Annotated in this window: 15 protein-coding genes; 4 read left to right on the top strand and 11 right to left on the bottom strand. The window is 36.8% G+C overall.

Features of this window, described 5'->3' with window-relative positions:
* Positions 1–127: 127 nt before the first annotated feature.
* The 4 genes from AWW78_RS01920 to coaBC are packed head-to-tail and all read right to left on the bottom strand — an operon-like array spanning position 128 to position 5,146.
* On the bottom strand, positions 128–1,678 hold the full coding sequence (locus AWW78_RS01920; RefSeq protein ID WP_047134009.1) for a YifB family Mg chelatase-like AAA ATPase: 1,551 nt from the start codon (positions 1,676–1,678) through the stop codon (positions 128–130).
* A gap of 17 nt (positions 1,679–1,695) precedes the next feature.
* Positions 1,696–3,174, bottom strand: a complete 1,479-nt coding sequence (dnaB, locus tag AWW78_RS01915; protein WP_075426033.1) for a replicative DNA helicase — start codon at positions 3,172–3,174, stop codon at positions 1,696–1,698.
* Positions 3,175–3,188: 14 nt separating this feature from the next.
* Positions 3,189–3,917 (bottom strand): uracil-DNA glycosylase, encoded by a 729-nt coding sequence (locus AWW78_RS01910; RefSeq protein WP_047134008.1) that lies wholly within the window; start codon positions 3,915–3,917, stop codon positions 3,189–3,191.
* Positions 3,914–5,146 carry a bifunctional phosphopantothenoylcysteine decarboxylase/phosphopantothenate--cysteine ligase CoaBC gene (gene coaBC / locus AWW78_RS01905; protein WP_047134014.1) on the bottom strand — a complete coding sequence of 411 codons (1,233 nt, stop codon included), beginning with the start codon at positions 5,144–5,146 and terminating at the stop codon, positions 3,914–3,916. The genes AWW78_RS01910 and coaBC overlap by 4 nt, the downstream gene beginning before the upstream one ends.
* Positions 5,147–5,251: 105 nt before the next feature.
* Here coaBC and AWW78_RS01900 point away from each other — a divergent pair, with 105 nt between their 5' ends.
* Genes AWW78_RS01900 through AWW78_RS01890 form a run of 3 tightly spaced genes read left to right on the top strand, consistent with a single transcriptional unit; the run spans position 5,252 to position 8,520 of the window.
* A complete protein-coding gene (locus AWW78_RS01900) occupies positions 5,252–6,976 on the top strand; it encodes a DEAD/DEAH box helicase (RefSeq protein ID WP_047134007.1) in 1,725 nt (574 codons plus the stop codon).
* Positions 6,977–6,980: 4 nt separating this feature from the next.
* A complete protein-coding gene (locus AWW78_RS01895; RefSeq protein WP_075426032.1) occupies positions 6,981–7,316 on the top strand; it encodes a toprim domain-containing protein in 336 nt (111 codons plus the stop codon).
* On the top strand, positions 7,285–8,520 hold the full coding sequence (locus AWW78_RS01890; protein WP_075426031.1) for a DNA topoisomerase: 1,236 nt from the start codon (positions 7,285–7,287) through the stop codon (positions 8,518–8,520). The genes AWW78_RS01895 and AWW78_RS01890 overlap by 32 nt, the downstream gene beginning before the upstream one ends.
* On the opposite strand, the gene AWW78_RS01885 is transcribed toward AWW78_RS01890, so the two are convergent.
* From AWW78_RS01885 to folB, 4 genes are read right to left on the bottom strand one after another with little or no spacing between them, the layout of a single operon-like run.
* Complete coding sequence (locus AWW78_RS01885) at positions 8,517–9,683, bottom strand: glycosyltransferase family 9 protein (protein WP_075426030.1); 1,167 nt, start codon at positions 9,681–9,683, stop codon at positions 8,517–8,519. The two genes, AWW78_RS01890 and AWW78_RS01885, sit on opposite strands and share 4 nt — an antisense overlap.
* Positions 9,680–9,838 (bottom strand): hypothetical protein, encoded by a 159-nt coding sequence (locus tag AWW78_RS10505; protein WP_159420986.1) that lies wholly within the window; start codon positions 9,836–9,838, stop codon positions 9,680–9,682. The genes AWW78_RS01885 and AWW78_RS10505 overlap by 4 nt, the downstream gene beginning before the upstream one ends.
* An 8-nt stretch (positions 9,839–9,846) precedes the next feature.
* Positions 9,847–11,010 (bottom strand): 2-amino-4-hydroxy-6-hydroxymethyldihydropteridine diphosphokinase, encoded by a 1,164-nt coding sequence (gene folK, locus AWW78_RS01880; protein ID WP_047134006.1) that lies wholly within the window; start codon positions 11,008–11,010, stop codon positions 9,847–9,849.
* 10 nt (positions 11,011–11,020) lie between these two features.
* Positions 11,021–11,392, bottom strand: a complete 372-nt coding sequence (gene folB, locus AWW78_RS01875) for a dihydroneopterin aldolase (protein ID WP_047134005.1) — start codon at positions 11,390–11,392, stop codon at positions 11,021–11,023.
* Positions 11,393–11,552: 160 nt separating this feature from the next.
* On the opposite strand from folB, the gene AWW78_RS01870 reads away from it, so the two are divergent.
* Positions 11,553–11,879: a hypothetical protein gene (locus AWW78_RS01870; RefSeq protein ID WP_047134004.1), complete on the top strand. Its 327-nt coding sequence runs from the start codon at positions 11,553–11,555 to the stop codon at positions 11,877–11,879.
* Between the two features lie 296 nt (positions 11,880–12,175).
* Here the strand turns inward: AWW78_RS01870 and dnaA are convergent, their stop codons facing one another.
* From dnaA to AWW78_RS01855, 3 genes are all read right to left on the bottom strand, one after another.
* Positions 12,176–13,690: a chromosomal replication initiator protein DnaA gene (gene dnaA, locus AWW78_RS01865; protein WP_082349139.1), complete on the bottom strand. Its 1,515-nt coding sequence runs from the start codon at positions 13,688–13,690 to the stop codon at positions 12,176–12,178.
* A 380-nt stretch (positions 13,691–14,070) separates the two neighbouring features.
* A complete protein-coding gene (locus tag AWW78_RS01860) occupies positions 14,071–14,274 on the bottom strand; it encodes a response regulator (protein WP_255311464.1) in 204 nt (67 codons plus the stop codon).
* A gap of 12 nt (positions 14,275–14,286) precedes the next feature.
* The gene (locus AWW78_RS01855) at positions 14,287–16,092 is read right to left on the bottom strand and encodes an ATP-binding protein (protein WP_075426028.1); all 1,806 of its coding nucleotides are present in this window, start codon (positions 16,090–16,092) and stop codon (positions 14,287–14,289) included.
* Positions 16,093–16,155 lie beyond the last annotated feature (63 nt).

Raw genomic sequence — 16,155 nt, 5'->3', positions numbered from 1 at the left:
AGGGCAATGCGAAGAAGCAAAAATTTTAAAATTTCGGTTGGCACAGTTCGCAAAATTCTGAAAGATGCAAATATCGACCTTAAAACAATGAGAGATAAATTTAAAAAACAAAGATTAATTGATTACCTCAGGTCATAATCCCCCATAGATTTCTATCAAGGCTACGATACTGAATTGCCTCGCTCAAATGTTCAGGCTTTATACTTTCACTCCCCGAAAGGTCAGCGATAGTTCTTGCAACCTTTAGTATTTTATCATAAGCGCGAGCGGAAAGACCAAGCTTCGTTATAGCGTTTTTCAAAATTGCTTCCCCATCCGAATCAATTTTACAAAATTCTCTAATTTCTCTCGTTTGCATATCAGCGTTTTTGAAAAGGTTTTTTCTACCCCTAAATCTTTTCAGCTGTATCTCTCTTGCTTTAATAACTCTTTCCCTTATCTGCGCAGATGTTTCACCTATTGCTTTGCTTGCAAGTTCTGAATATTTAACAGCGGGAACTTCTATGTGGATATCAATTCTATCAAGAAGTGGACCCGATATTTTTCCCATATATTTTTGAATTTGAGCTGGGGAGCATGTGCACTGCTGATGTGGATTTCCAAGATTTCCACATGGACAAGGATTCATCGCGCAAACAAGCATAAAGTTAGCTGGATATTCAACCGTCATTTTCGTTCTACTTATTGTAACCTTTTTATCTTCAAGGGGTTGTCTTAAAACCTCAAGAACATTGCGATTAAATTCTGGAAGTTCATCCAGAAATAAAACTCCGTGGTGTGCAAGTGAAATTTCCCCAGGCCGTGGAATTGTTCCGCCACCAACGAGTGCCGAGTCAGAAATTGTATGATGTGACGCTCTAAATGGACGGGTCGCAATAAGAGCTGTGTTTGGCGGTAAAAGTCCAGCTACCGAATGAATTTTCGTTGTCTCAAGGGCTTCTTCAAGTGTCATAGGTGGTAGTATCGTTGGAAGTCGTTTCGCAAGCATTGTTTTACCACTTCCAGGTGGACCAATCATTATGACATTATGCCCACCCGCTGCAGCTATTTCAAGAGCCCGCTTAACATTTTCTTGCCCCTTTACATCTGCAAAATCAATTGTATACTTGCTCTCTTGATTGAAAATTTCATCTATGTCAATTTTAAATGGGTTTAAAAGTTGATGTTCACCGTTTAAAAAATTAACAACCTCTGCAAGTGAGCCCATTGGATAAACCTCGATTTCCGAAACTATCGCTGCCTCTTTCGCATTCTCCTTTGGAAGAATTACTCCTTTTAATCCAGAATTTTTTGCAGAAATTGCAATTGGAAGAGCACCGTGAATTGGTCTTAAGGTTCCATCAAGAGCAAGCTCCCCAAGAATTATAAATTTGTCAAGTATATCCGATTGAATTTGTTCAGTTGCTGATAAAATTCCAATCGCTATCGGCAAATCAAACTGTGAACCCTCTTTCTTTATATCGGCTGGAGCTAGATTTACAGTTATCTTTTTGTTTGGGAATTTAAAACCGGAATTTTTAATCGCAGCGTTAACCCTTTCCCTGCTTTCCTTCACCGAACTATCTGGCAAACCAACGATCGTAAAAGCAAATAATCCTTGTTCAATATGAGTTTCGACTTTTACAGTGAATGCATCTATCCCGTAAGTTGACGCACTTAGAACTTGAGAAAGCGCCATTTCAACCTGATTTTGTTTTAAAATGGCGGTTTAGGGGGTTCAGGTTCACCTAAACCATATTCACCTTCCGATGTTCTTCTTACTTCAAGTTGTGCAAATTTTGTTGAATGTTTCAGGAAGCTAAGCCTTATAGTTCCAAGTGGTCCATTCCTTTGCTTGCTTATAATTATTTCTGCAGTTCCCTCGGTTGGAGTCCCGTCTTCATAAACGGTTATGCCATAATACTCAGGTCTGTGAACAAAGATAACAACATCAGCATCCTGTTCCAGTGAACCGCTCTCACGTAAATCAGAAAGGAATGGTCTTTTATCACCTCTTTCCTCCACTGCCCTTCTCAACTGTGAAAGTGCGATCACAGGAATTTCAAGCTCTTTCGCAAGGCTTTTCAATGCCCTTGAAATCATCGAAATTTCACGCTCTCTAGATTCAGCTTTTGGCGGTTGCATAAGCTGAAGATAATCTACAATTATAAGACCAATGTTATGCTCAGCCTTCAAACGCCTCGCCTTTGCTCTAAGTTCAAGCGTACTTAACGCTGGAGTATCATCAATGAAAATTGGCGCCTCACTTATCCTACCCACAAATCCAGCAATCCTCTGCCATTGATCAGCGGATAACCTCCCTGTTCTTAAAGCGTGCATGTCAACATTTGCCTCCATTGAAATTAGCCTTAATGCAATTTGTTCCAAGGACATCTCAAGTGAGAATATAGCCACAGGCACTTGATCTCTAACAGCTGCATTTCTTGCGATCGAAAGAGCAAATGCTGTCTTACCCATCCCAGGTCTTCCCGCAATTATTATCAAATCTGACTTCTGAAACCCTCCAGTCAAAGCATCAATCTCTGGAAATCCACTAGTAACACCAGTAAGGAGTATCTTTTCCCTATTCACCTTCTCATATTTTTCAAGCACCTGCTTAACTGCTTTTTTAAAATCAATGGTATCGGATTTGAATTTCTCAGCCGAGATTTCAAACAATTTTTTCTCTGCAAAATCAAGCAACTCAAACGCATCGGCATCTTCTTTAAAAGCAGAATTTGCCAGCATATTTGACATTTTTATAATCTCGCGCAAAATATACTTATCGTGGATAACCTTGGCATACTCTTCAACATTTGCAGATGTTGCAACTGCGTTCGAAATTTCCGTCAGATATGTAGCGCCACCGACTTTCTCAAGCAACCCTTTTTTCTTTAACTCCTGATTCAGGATGAAAAGATCAACAGATTTTCCAGCCTCAAAAAGATCAACGATTGTTTCAAAAATTATTCGATGCTCTTCTTTGTAAAAACATTCGGGTTTTAAAATCTCAAAAACATTTGGGATGCACTCAGGATCAATTATCATCGCAGAAAGAACTGCAACTTCAAGCTCAGGAGCCTGCGGTAAAACTTTTGGGACAGCTTCCTTTGGCTCAGGTATGGAAGTTAATTTATAATCCTTAGTTATTTTCTCAAGTGGAAACTCCTGCCTTAATCCCTTTTCAATTCCCATGGCTTAAAAATTTTTTATTTTTGGTAAAGAATTTCCCGAGCCTTGCGCAAATCTTCAAAAAGTGGTCGCTTCCATTGTTGATTTCGCAAAGCCGCTGCTGGATGATATGTCGCTATCAATTTTATCCCATGCCATTCAAAAATCTGACCACGAAGGGAACTTAAAGGTGCGTTCGTCTTTAAAAGCGTTTGTATAGGAAAACGACCAAGCGAAACAATCAATTTGGGTTTTATTATTTCAAGTTGCTTCACCAAATACGGACTGCAAGCTTCTATTTCGGATGGAAGTGGATCGCGGTTTCCAGGCGGGCGACATTTTAAAACATTACAAATATAAACCTCGTCTCTTCTGAAACCAACACTCGCAAGAAGCTGATTTAAAAGCTGTCCCGCTCTACCAACGAAAGGTTCCCCTTGCAAATCTTCATCCATCCCTGGAGCTTCGCCGACAAAAACAATTTCCGAGTTTGGATTCCCAACGCCGAAAACAAAATTTGTTCTTGTTTTACCAAGGGGACATTTAACACAGTTTCTTATTTTCGTTTCAAGCTCATTAAGCGTTTTTGACTCAACCCAGCTCGGATCAACTCCAAACTGTTCATCGCCAACATTTTTTTCAACAGGTGATTGCTTTGGTTCGTCAGACGATTGTTTCGGCAAAATTATTTCATCCCCAAATAAACTCTCCTGCTGAACCAAATAACGCTTCGCATCATCCAAAACCTTTTTTATTTCCTTTTTCATTTTTTCATTTCACCTTTTTTAAAAATCAATGAAACTTTATCGAGAATCTTATGTGCAACTTCATATTTTGTCATCTTAGGTAAACTTTCCATTTCCCCATCCTTTGAAATTATAGTCACGATATTAGTATCATATCCGAACCCAGAACCTTCGCCTATTGTGTTAAGAACGATGAGATCGAGATTTTTATCTTTTAACTTTTGAATTGCATTTTCAAGAACATTATCGGTTTCAAGCGCAAATCCAACAAGTATTTGACTCTTCTTACGCTCTCCAAGATATTTAAGAATATCTTTTGTTTTTTTCAACTTTAATTCGACTGTTTCATCAGGTAAATCTTCCTTTTTCAATTTTTTCTCAAATTTTTGAATTGGGGTGTAATCAGCAACAGCAGCTGACATTATAACCACATCAACTTGATCATAAAACTCAACCACAACATTAAACATTTGATCCGATGTTACAACATCAATTCTTCTGACATTTTTCGGTGTCCCAAGATTTGTCGGACCCGTAACTAAAATCACTTCAGCACCGCGGTGAGCAGATGCCTTTGCGATTTCAAATCCCATCTTCCCAGACGACCAATTTCCTATGAAACGAACAGGATCAATTGGTTCATAAGTTGGTCCAGCTGTGACAAGTATTTTCTTCCCCTTTAAGTCAAATTTCACGCCTGCAAAGAAATCTTTAACAAACTCAATTATCCTCTCAGGCTCAGCCATTCTTCCAACCCCAACAAGACCGCTTGCAAGTTCTCCTTCCTCTGGCTCTATAATCAAGTAACCAAGCTCTTTCAAAATTTTTAAATTCCTTTGGGTGACTTCGTTTAAATACATATCAACATCCATTGCAGGAGCAAGAATAAGCGGACATCTTATAGCTAGGACAAGCGAAGTTAAAAAGTTGTCGGCAATTCCATGGGCAATTTTCGCTATCGTGTTCGCTGACGCTGGAGCTATGAGCATAAGATCAGCCCAAAGAGCAAGGTTAATGTGCTTTGTCCCTATATCTGTTCCCTCGCGAGTTGATGCTGGAAACATTTCAACGATCACTTCATTCCCCGAAAGGGTTGAAAATGTCAAGGGAGTTACAAATTGAGTTGCTGATGGAGTCATAATGACTTTTACATCTGCACCAAGTTTTTTTAAACCCCGAACAACATAACAGGTTTTATACGCGGAAATCCCTCCAGTTACTCCAACAATTATTTTTCTGCCCTCAAGCACTTTAAAAATTGAAAGTTTAAAATTTGTTTGCCAAATTAAAAATATACTGAACCGTTTGTAATCCAAATTTATAAAAATTTTTCCAAAAACAAACTAAAAAAGCAAATGCAGGATCTTGAGATAATTTACCTAAACTTTCACGGTTCACAAAAGGCGTCGCTTGATGAGCTTTTAAGTGGTGAAATTAAACTTAACACGATCACAACCGAAGATATAAATAAAATTTTTGAACCGTTCAATTTCAAACCTTGGGGTGCTCAAAGATTATGGGCGAGAAGATTTCTAAAGGGAGAAAGTTTCGCGATGCTTGCTCCAACGGGAAGTGGCAAAACAACCACAACAATAGCGCTATCGCTTCTGAAAAAATCCCTTATACTTCTCCCCAATTCAACACTTGCATTTCAAGTCTCTAAAAAAATTCAAAGCGTTGCCCCGCACAAAAAGATCGCCCAAATTCATTCTCTCGCACCAAAACCAAAACAAAGCGAAGTTGACAACGCAGATATTATCGTAACAACATCTGCTTCGATAGTTAGAAATAAAAAAATTTTCGAATCTTTAAAAACCGAAGCCGTATTTATTGACGATGTCGATGGCTTCCTCCGCCGTTCCCAAGCAATTGACACGGTCCTAAAAATTCTTGGAATAACTAATGAACAAATTGAATATGCTAAAAAAATCATCGCGAAAAAGGTTGAATCAGAAGATTTAAACGAACTACGCTCAAAAATAAAAACAAACAAGGGGCAAATTATTGTATCTGGAGCCACCCAAACTGCCAAGAGAACTCTACGAGTTAAAATTTTAAAAGAAATCTTTGGATTTGATATTGGTCAAACCTACTCTTTCACAAGAAACATAATCGATTCATATTTTTACCCCGAAGGAGATCCTAAAGAAGAACTGGTAAAATTACTAAAAAGACTTGGAAGCGGTGCAATTGTATATGTCAGGGGCAGCGAAAAGGCAGAACAAATCGCGGAATTTTTAAATCAAAACGGAATAAAAGCAAGTGCATATATCAAAGCTTCAAAAAAGATATTCCAAGCCTTTGAAAATAATGAAATAGATGTCCTCGTCGGAACATCATCAAGGCGTTCATCACTTGTCCGAGGAATCGACCTACCGACAGCGCTAAGATATACAATATTCTTTGAAATTCCACGAATGGAAATCACGGTTGATCGTGAAACATTCTCACCAAGAAAAATGATAATGGTAATAAGTCGAATAGCAAAATATCTCGAAGGTGAGGAAAGACAAAAAGCTATTGATATAATTGAAGACCTCTCAAAAATAGTCGAATTAAGTCAGGCAAATCTTAATAAGATAAGATCAAAAGATTTTGATCCAGAATCAAGCGGGACATCAGATTTCGTTAAGTTCGCTTATGATGTTATGAATAGGTCGCTTGAATTTTCCAACCAAATTTCGTCAAGGCAAGAAATAGCTACTAAAATAGGAGCCTCTGGAAATTCACTTATAATCCCAGATCCATTTGTTTACATTCAAGCATCGGGTAGAGCAAGTAGATTAACCATTGGAGGATTGACAAAAGGATTATCAATTTTGATGATCGATAATCCATCCGCTTTTGAGTTTATGAAAGAACAACTCGAACCGTTAGATGTTAATTTCGTAAACTTTAAAGACCTTGATATTGAAAAAGTAATGGAAGAGATAAACGCTACAAGAGAATTGAAAATTGGAGTTGATATAGAATTTAATTCACAGCTTTTAATAGTTGAATCACCAACCAAATCAAGAACAATAGCTTATTTCTTCGGGAAACCGCTGAAAAGTAGAACTGAAGCCTTACAAGTTTTTTGAAGTTATGGCACCCGGTATGCTTTTGCTTGTAACCGCATCGCGCGGACATATAACAGACCTTGCAATAAAACAACCGGGATTTGGTGCAAGGCTTGTTGATTCAAAACTTGAAGTAAAATTTGAAATTGTAAAACCTGAAATCGCTTCTGCTCTTCAAAAACTTGCCGAAAATGTTGATGAAGTCCTGATCGCAACCGACCCAGACGCCGAAGGTGAGAAAATAGCCTGGGATTTGAAATGCTTGCTTTACCCATTCAATCAGAACATAAAACGATTAAAGTGGCATGAAATTACAAAGCGGGCTATCATTGAAGGACTCAAAAAATCCCGATCAATTTGATCTCAATCTCTTGAAGGCTCAAATCTTAAGAAAAGTTGAAGATGCATGGATAGGACTTGAACTGTCAAAAATAGTTCAGAAAAAATTCAACCGTGAAGATTTAAGCGCTGGAAGAGTTCAAACGCCCGTGCTTGGATGGGTTTGCAACAGAACGATAGAAAGCAAAAAGAAGATAGCCCAAGTAAATGTTCTCCTTGAAAATAATCTACGCTTAAACTTCACAGCCAAACCGGAAGAAATTGAAAAAATAAAATCAACTCAAAAAGTTAAAATCTTTGATTTAACCGAAGAAATAATAGAGCAAAATCCTCTTCCACCCTACACAACCGATTCACTTCTTCAAGATGGAATTCACACGCTCAACCTACCAGCAAGCGATGTTATGGAAATAGCACAGGAACTTTTCGAGAGCGGTTTGATCACATATCATAGAACTGACTCAACTCGTGTTAGCAGTTTCGGAATAAACATAGCACGACAATACCTTGAGAAAGAGAAACTTGGTTCTTATTTCAAAGCACGAACTTGGGGAACCGAAGAAGGAGCTCATGAATGTATAAGACCAACAAGACCTTTAAACTCTTTTGAACTTGAAACGGACATCGAAACAAAGCTTTTACTTCTCCAAATAAAATTAAGCAAAAAACATCTCAAGCTTTATGAGCTGATTTTTAAACGCTTCATCTCAAGCCAAATGATCCCAGCAAAGTTAAAAGTTTTCAAATTTAAAGCACAGCTCGGAGACCTGATTCAAGATTTCCAATTTAACGGAAGTATCGTTGAAAATGGTTTCAACTTGATCTCCCCTATCAAAACAGTTGGATCGATTGATTCCGGAGAGTATAACATATCTCAAATTCAGGTTCGCTTGGTCAGCGAAAAACCACTTTTTACGGAGGCGAACTTAATTCAATTGATGCGTGAAAAAAGGATCGGGCGACCGAGCACCTACGCCCCAATTGTTCAAAAACTTAAAGACAGAGGCTATGTACAAAGCTTTAACGGCAGATTATCCGGAACACGGCTTGGGTTCGATGTTTTTAAATTTTTAAAATCAAACTATGAACAACTTATAAACGAGGAAAGAACAAGGATTGTTCTTGAAGCTGTTGATAAAATTGAGAGCGGAGAAGAAAACTTTATAGACAAAGTTATTGAATTCAGAAAGGAAATTGAAAGTTTCATAAAGAGGAAAAAATTTTAATCCCGTGCCCCTTTTCTACTTAAAATTTCAACCGCAAGTTTATAAACCTCATCAACTTTTATATCGTTTATATCTCCAGTTTTCGACCAAATGAAAAATTTATTTTCGTTAAGGGGTGACCATTGATACGGATTAGTTGGACCAAAAAGAGATATCACTGGTGTTTTCGTAGCCCCAGCGACATGCATTATCCCAGTGTCATTCGTTATAAAAAGATCAACCGAGTCAATCACTGCAACTATTCTACTAATCTTTTCATTTTTCAAAATAAGGTAATCTATCTTCCCATCGATTTGTTTCCTCATCTTTTCAACAGGCTCATCATCCATTGGCCCTGCTGTTATCAATGTCAAAGCATTAAATTCATCCGCAAGTTTTAAAGCTAACTCGGCAAAATTACCCGCATCCCACCTGTTTTTTACTTTCCCAGCGCCCGGATGATAGCCAATTAAAAATTTAAAATCTTTAGCTTTGCTTAAAAAATTCTTCGCAAATTCCCTATCTTCATCAAAATACGGTATAACATAACTTAAATCTTCCGCATCAATTCCAAATGGTTTTACGATGTCAAGGTTTCGCTTCGTTTGATGTTTTTCTTCTTCATCTCGCCAGTCAAGATCAACTTGATAATTGAAAAGAAATGCGGTTGGATTTTCTTTTCCATTAAGCGAAGCTGGACCTATGCGAATTCTTGCTTTTGAAATATAAGCGAGCAAATTGCTTGTTGTTGAGATTGAAACTGTCACAGGAACAATGGCAATATCAAAGCCTACCTTTACACTCCTTACAAATTTAAAAAAGTTCGATGGTGATTTTAGAAATTTAACTTTATCAAAGTTTAAAATTTCATCAACAAAAGGATTATCTTTCACAACTTCATAATTCACAGGACTTGCGATAAGCGTAATCTTTGCACTTGGGAACCTTTGACGGAGTGCTCTAAATAAAGGAACAGCACAAAGCATATCCCCGAGTTGATTATGCTGTCTTACAATTAAAATTTTCTTTACATCACCGAAATCAACATCTATTCTCTCGGATTTATCAACCCTTATAAAAACTTGATTTTTAAAAAATTGGCTTAAGAGCTTAATAAAAAAGTTTTTAAGCTTTTTATTTCTGAACGGGTCGATTTTGGAAAGAAATTTCCCAATTCCTCTCATTTTATTTCTTCGTAATCAGTATCTTTTAGCTCGTTTATCTTCCTCTTTTTCAGTTCACGCTCAAGCTCATTGACTTTGTTCTTATAGTAGATGAAAAGCTTGTAAAATTTGTAGGCTATGTAGATAAGCAAAAGCAAAATTAGTAATCTGATCATATTTCACCTCACCTTTTTCCGGGATTGTAATATTCGAAGTAGGATTTTCTTGGGCTTAAAATTTTATTTATCAAATCCTCAAAATCTTCCTTGTTGTTGACAAAATCAATTTCGGTTGCATTTATCACAAGGACAGGGGATTTTTTGTACTGATTAAAGAAAAATTCGTTATACGCTTCGAATAGTTCACGAATGTAGTCCTCGCTTATGTTTTTCTCGTATGGTCGCCCACGCTTTCTAATGTTGAACATCAACCTTTCGACGCTCGATTGAAGATAAATAACCAAATCCGGAGTCGGTACATTTTTCTCAAGCAAACTAACGAGCATCTCGTAGAGTTTAAGTTCATCACCTTTCAAATTAATATGAGCAAAGATTTTATCTTTGTCAAAGATATAATCTGTTATCAAATACTCATGAAATAAATCCCTCTGCAAAAGTTCCAACTGCTGTCGGTATCTGCTCAAAAGAAAAAATATCTGCGTTTGAAAAGCGTATCTTTCTCTATTTTGATAAAATTTTTCAAGAAATGGATTCTCGTAGTATTGTTCAAGGACAACTTTTGCGTTAAGGCGTTCACCTAACATTTTTGCGAGTGAAGTTTTACCCGCTCCGATTACCCCTTCAATTGCTATATATTTTATTTCTTTCACCTCCGGCTCTATTGTTTTTTTAAGATCTATTTTCTCCGGGATGTGGATTACCTTTGCTGTGTCCTTGCATTCAATTAAAAGCTCGGAAATGCTTTTTTTAAAAAGCGGATGAATAACCCTTGGGGCAATCTCGCTAAGCGGTATCAGGACAAAACGACGGTTGTGCATATCTGGATGTGGAATTTTGAACCCTTCGCTTGAAATCACAAGGTCATCATATAAAAGAATATCAATGTCAATTTCACGCTCAGCCCATCTCTCACGGACCTGACGCCCAAGTTTTGCTTCTATTGACTTGCACTTTTTAAAAAGTTCAACAGGGCTTAACTCTGTAAACATCTCAACCACAATGTTTACAAACCACGGCTGTTCCTTTCTCCCATATGGCTCAGTTTCATAAAGTGAAGAAATTTTGGTTATCTTTGTCTTTGGAAGTTTTGATAAAGCAACAAGGGCTTTCTTTATATACCCAATTCTATCGCCTATATTTGAACCTATACTAAGATACACAAATGACATTGATACCAGTTCAATCTCTTTTCATTTCGACCTCAACCTCAACACAATCAACAACCCCACCAACAGGTGGCGATGGCTTGCGAACCTTAACCACAACCTTTTGAACCCTGTCAAATTTTTTAATTAAACCTTCGGCGATTCTGGAAGCAAGAGATTCAATTAGGTAAAATCTTTTTTCGGTTATCAAATCCTTTAAAAAATTATAAACCTGTTCATAGTCAACCGTACTTTTAAGAGAGTCGGTCTGCATAGCATCTGAAATATCACAGTAGAGATCAACGTCTACCTCAAATCTTCCACCTGAATTTTGTTCAGATGTATGAACCCCGTGGTAACCGTAAAAGATTGCGTTTTTGATTCTTATAATTCCAGTTTTGCTCATTGCTTTTTATTTTCGTTTTCGCATCAGGAAAATTTTTGTCAAAAATATATCAAATAAAATTTGCAATTTCAAACCTAAACAATCTCGCACATGAACTTATCTTGACTTTTTCCTAAAAAGTTTTCAAAATATACTTGTAAAACAAAATCGGAGATTTGATATGACACCAGAACTTGAAAAATACTGGCATGCGGTTCAAAACACTGTATGTAAGGTTTGTATAGACAGTGATCCGTATGGAGATGGAATTTGCAGAATTTCAGAAATGTCAATGTGCGGGGTGAAAGAATATTTTCCTAAGATTGTAAATATTGTTCTTCGCATTAAAAGTGATAATATGAACGATTACATAATTGCTTTAAGAGAAAATATTTGCAAAGAGTGCAGAGAAACACCAGACGGAGTTTGCGAGTTAAGAAATTCAGTTGAATGTGCACTTGATAGATATTTCCCGCTAATTGTGCAAGCAATGGAATCCGTTAAATAAGTAGTTATTCTTTAAAAAGTTTGTTAAGATTATTAATAAGGGCTGTGGATATGTGGATAACTCTTTTAAGAAAAAAACACAATGCTTTAATTGGTTAAAAAAGCCTTGTCCATCAATTCTTTTTTATGGGGTGTGTGAAAAACTTAAACAATAACGAGTGTTAATCTGGTGTTGATAACTTTAATTTTATCCACATTTTGAAGTTATCCACAATGTGAATGTTGATAACTTTTTGATTTGTTAACATACAACCCACACAAATTAACAACTTATCCACATACTTATCAACACTGTTATTATTTTGAGCTGAACTCAATTTTTCGGCGTAGGGATTCAACAAGGTTTCTAAACTTTTCACTTTTTCTCATATCTTCTTCAACGGATTGGCAAGCGTGAATTACTGTGCTATGGTCCCTGCCACCGAAATGTAATCCAATCGTTTTAAGAGATGAATCCGTAAGTTCTTTACATAGATACATTGCGATTTGTCTTGCTATCACAACTTCCTGCTTTCTCGTTTTTGCTTTTAACATATCTGGTGGAATTCCAAAATGTTCGCATACAATTCTTTGAATTTCCTCAATTGAAACCTTTACAGATGTATCCTTAACTATTGTTCTCACAACTTCCTTTGCAAGCTCTATATCGATTTTTTTATTTTCAAGTGAAGACTTCGCAAGTAAACTTATAAGACAACCCTCAAGTTCTCTTATGTTTGATGTTATATGGACAGCGATATATTCAATGACCTCCTGTGGAAGCTCCACCCCAGCATCCTCAGCCTTTTTCTTCAGGATTGCGATTCTTGTTTCAAGATCTGGCGGTTGGATATCAGCAATCAGACCCCATTGAAACCTTGAAATTAACCTATCATCAAGCCCTTTTAATTCCTTTGGTGGTCTATCGGAAGATAGAACAATTTGTTTTCTTGCTTGATGAAGGGCGTTAAATGTATGGAAAAAGTTATCCTGCGTTTTTTCTTTCCCCGCAAAGAATTGTATATCATCGACAATTAAAACATCGACACTTCTGTAGAAGTTTGAAAAATCATTAACTTTATCTTTTTGAATAGCCTCAACGAAGTCAATTGTGAATTTCTCGCTTGAAACATAATAAACTCTTGCTGCTTTCTTATTTGCGACGACATAGTTTCCAATCGCTTGAATTAAGTGAGTTTTACCAAGCCCAACGCCACCGTAGATCACAAGCGGATTAAAGGATGTACCCCCTGGGTTATTCGCAACTGCAAGAGCAGCAGCCGTCGCTAACTGATTACAGTCGCCCTTTACGAAATTATCAAATGTGTACTTCGGGTTTAAGTTGCTATCAAAAGGTTGAAAGTCATAAGAGGTTTTGACCTGGATTGGATAAGACGGTTTTGGAGCTGGCTTCGAAGCAGGAGGAAGATTTATCGTTGTCTTTGTTTCGTCCGAGGATGAATTTTCCATGACAACGGAGTAAACAAGTTTAGCTCCTTCCCCTAGAACTTTGGTAAGCGTTTTTTTAATTAAACTATAATAGTGTTCTTCGAGCCATTCGTAAAAAAATTGGCTTGGAACTTGGATCGTTAGCTGCTTTCCCTCAATTTTAAGGGGGACAATTGGCTCAAACCATGTTTTAAAACTTAGGGGATTGACATTGTCTCGGATGATTTCAAGACATTCATTCCATATTGCTTTCACATCTTTGCCATCTGTTGCGGCTTTTAATGACTCTAGTTCAGCGTCGGTATAGGCGTTATTATTATCGGGGGTAAGCTCAAATTGGTTTTGCTTGACGCTTTTTTCGGAAATCTTTGATTCTTTATCCATAGGCAAAATAAATTTTAGTTTTAAAACTTATCAACATTTTTATAAAAATTGTGGATAACCTGTGGATAAGTCGCCAAGTCAGTTAGCAAAGTTATCAACATTTATTCACATAGTTATCCACATGTTGGTATCAAAAATTTTGCTTGGAATTCAATTATTTTTTGGTCTTTAATCTGAAGTTATTCACAACTCCTTGAAAAAGAACAGTTTGGCGAATTAAAGACAAAAAATTTATGCACAAAATAAACAAGTTATCCACAAGTTATCAACACACAAATTGGTCTGTGCCTAATTATTTATAAGCAAAGTTTTTGTTAAACGCAAGGGGTTTTTAGGGTTATAGGGCTAACTTAGGAAATCAAGAGATGCATATTTTAGGGTTAATCTTTTAACAATTCGCTAACTTTTTTGAGCAGGGTTACCGCATCAAAGGGTTTTTTGAGGTGAAAGGAAATATTGGGGGGCAATACCTCGATTGGGCTATCTAAACCACTTGTCAATAGAATCTTCACATTCGGATCTATCTTTCTTATGATTTTTATCATTTCTACTCCATCTAAAATGGGCATCCAAAGATCAGTAATGATGAGCTTAATTTAATTCTTATTTTGTGAGTACTTTACAATTCCCTCCGCACCGTTATTCACAGTTATAGTTCTATAGTTGTTTTCTTCCAAAGCTAATTTTATCATTTCGAGAACGGCAGGTTCATCCTCTGCAACAAGTATGAGTTCCCCGTTTCCAATTGGTATTTCTTCTTTTAATTTTTCGACGCCCTTTTCTTTAAATTCCTCTTCAGCTGCTTGCAGGTAAATTCTAAATATAGTTCCCTTTCCAGGCTCACTATACACATTTATAACTCCATTATGCTCTTTTATAATGCTGTTCACTTGTGCAAGCCCTAATCCAGTTCCCTTTTCTAGTTCTTTTGTAGTAAAAAATGGATCAAAAATTTTATCAATTATTTCGGGAGGTATTCCGGTTCCCGTATCTTCTACTGATATGATAACATATGGGCCTGGTTTTAAATTTGGAAGCTGGGTTATATAGTGTTTATCAAGTATTGAATTTTGCGCCTTTATTTTTAATGTCCCGCCATTTGGCATCGCGTCCCTTGCGTTAACACATAAGTTGAGAAGCACTTGCATCATCTGATTTGGTTCAGCCACTATTGGCCATAAGTCTTTCTGCACCTCAATCTCAATTTTTATATTTTTTGGAAATGTTTCCTTTAAAATTACCTCAAGCTCTCTTATCAGGTGTTTTACTTGGACTATCCCCTTTTCCCCAGCTATACCTTTTGAGAAAGATAAAATTTGATTTATGATATTGGTAGCTCTTTGAATGGATGATTGAATAATTTCGATATATTTTAAGTCGGATTCATCTTGAAGCTTTCTTTTAAAAACATGGGTTAATATTGCGATAGGTTGTAAAATGTTGTTTAAATCGTGAGCAATTCCTGATGCAAGTCGCCCAATTGATTCAAGCCGTTGAGTACGGTTTAAAAGGGTTTCAATTTTCTTCATCTCTGTTATATCACTATCTACGGAGATAATTTGGTATGGATTTCCAGAGTTATCATATAAAACTTTAAATCTTGACAAAACCGTTAACTTTTTTCCATCCTTTGTCACTTGCTTCAACTCTCCCTGCCATTTTCCCTCTTTTAGCGTAAAATCCTTTGCTTTAAAGTAAGTCTCAAGCTCATTTTGGTCATAAATTAACCCAGTGATCTTTTTACCTATCGCTTCTTCCTTCTTCCAACCATAAATTTCTTCAGCCGACTTATTCCAAAACTTGATGACATCATTTAAATCCCTCACAATAACAGCGTCGGGTGAAAGTTCTATAAGTTCGGCTTGTATCTTCACTTGTTTAAAAAGATTTGCATTTATAATTGCCATAGCTGCCCTTTCTGCCGTGATCTCAAGAAGACGAACCTCCTCATCATCCGGAGGATGCGGCTTAACCCAATGAATGCTTATAACCCCAACGGTTTTATTAAACCTCTTAAGTGGAACGCCTAAACTTGCTGAAATCCCAAGCTTGTATGCTGTATCCAAAATCTTGGAATGTAAGTGTGCGGATTCCTGATAAATTAAATTGCCTTCGTTTATAACCCTCCACGAAAAACTGCCTTCCTCAAATGTTAATTCTATGTTGACAAAATCTTTTGGAAAAATTCCAGCGACGCTTTTTATCACGAGTTCCCCATTCTCAAACACTGCTATTATCCCAGCATCAGCATTTGTAACTTCGGTCAATCGATCCAATAGAGTCTGGAGAAGTTCATCGAGTTCAAGCGTGCTCACCATATTTGCGGTGATTTGCGTCAAAACATTAAAACTTCTCTTTAACCTTTCGTACCTACTCCAAATATCAAGCTCCGAGTTTTCCATACTACAAAAAACATTTATTTTCCCTCTGGAGGTAAGTTATAAGTTTTTTGTTGAAAATTCAAA

Source organism: Candidatus Kryptonium thompsonii, from assembly GCF_001535985.1.
GTDB classification, from domain to species: domain Bacteria; phylum Bacteroidota; class Ignavibacteria; order Kryptoniales; family Kryptoniaceae; genus Kryptonium; species Kryptonium thompsonii.
Note: the sequence above shows the minus strand (reverse complement) of the source record. Positions and strands in the feature narration are given on the sequence as shown.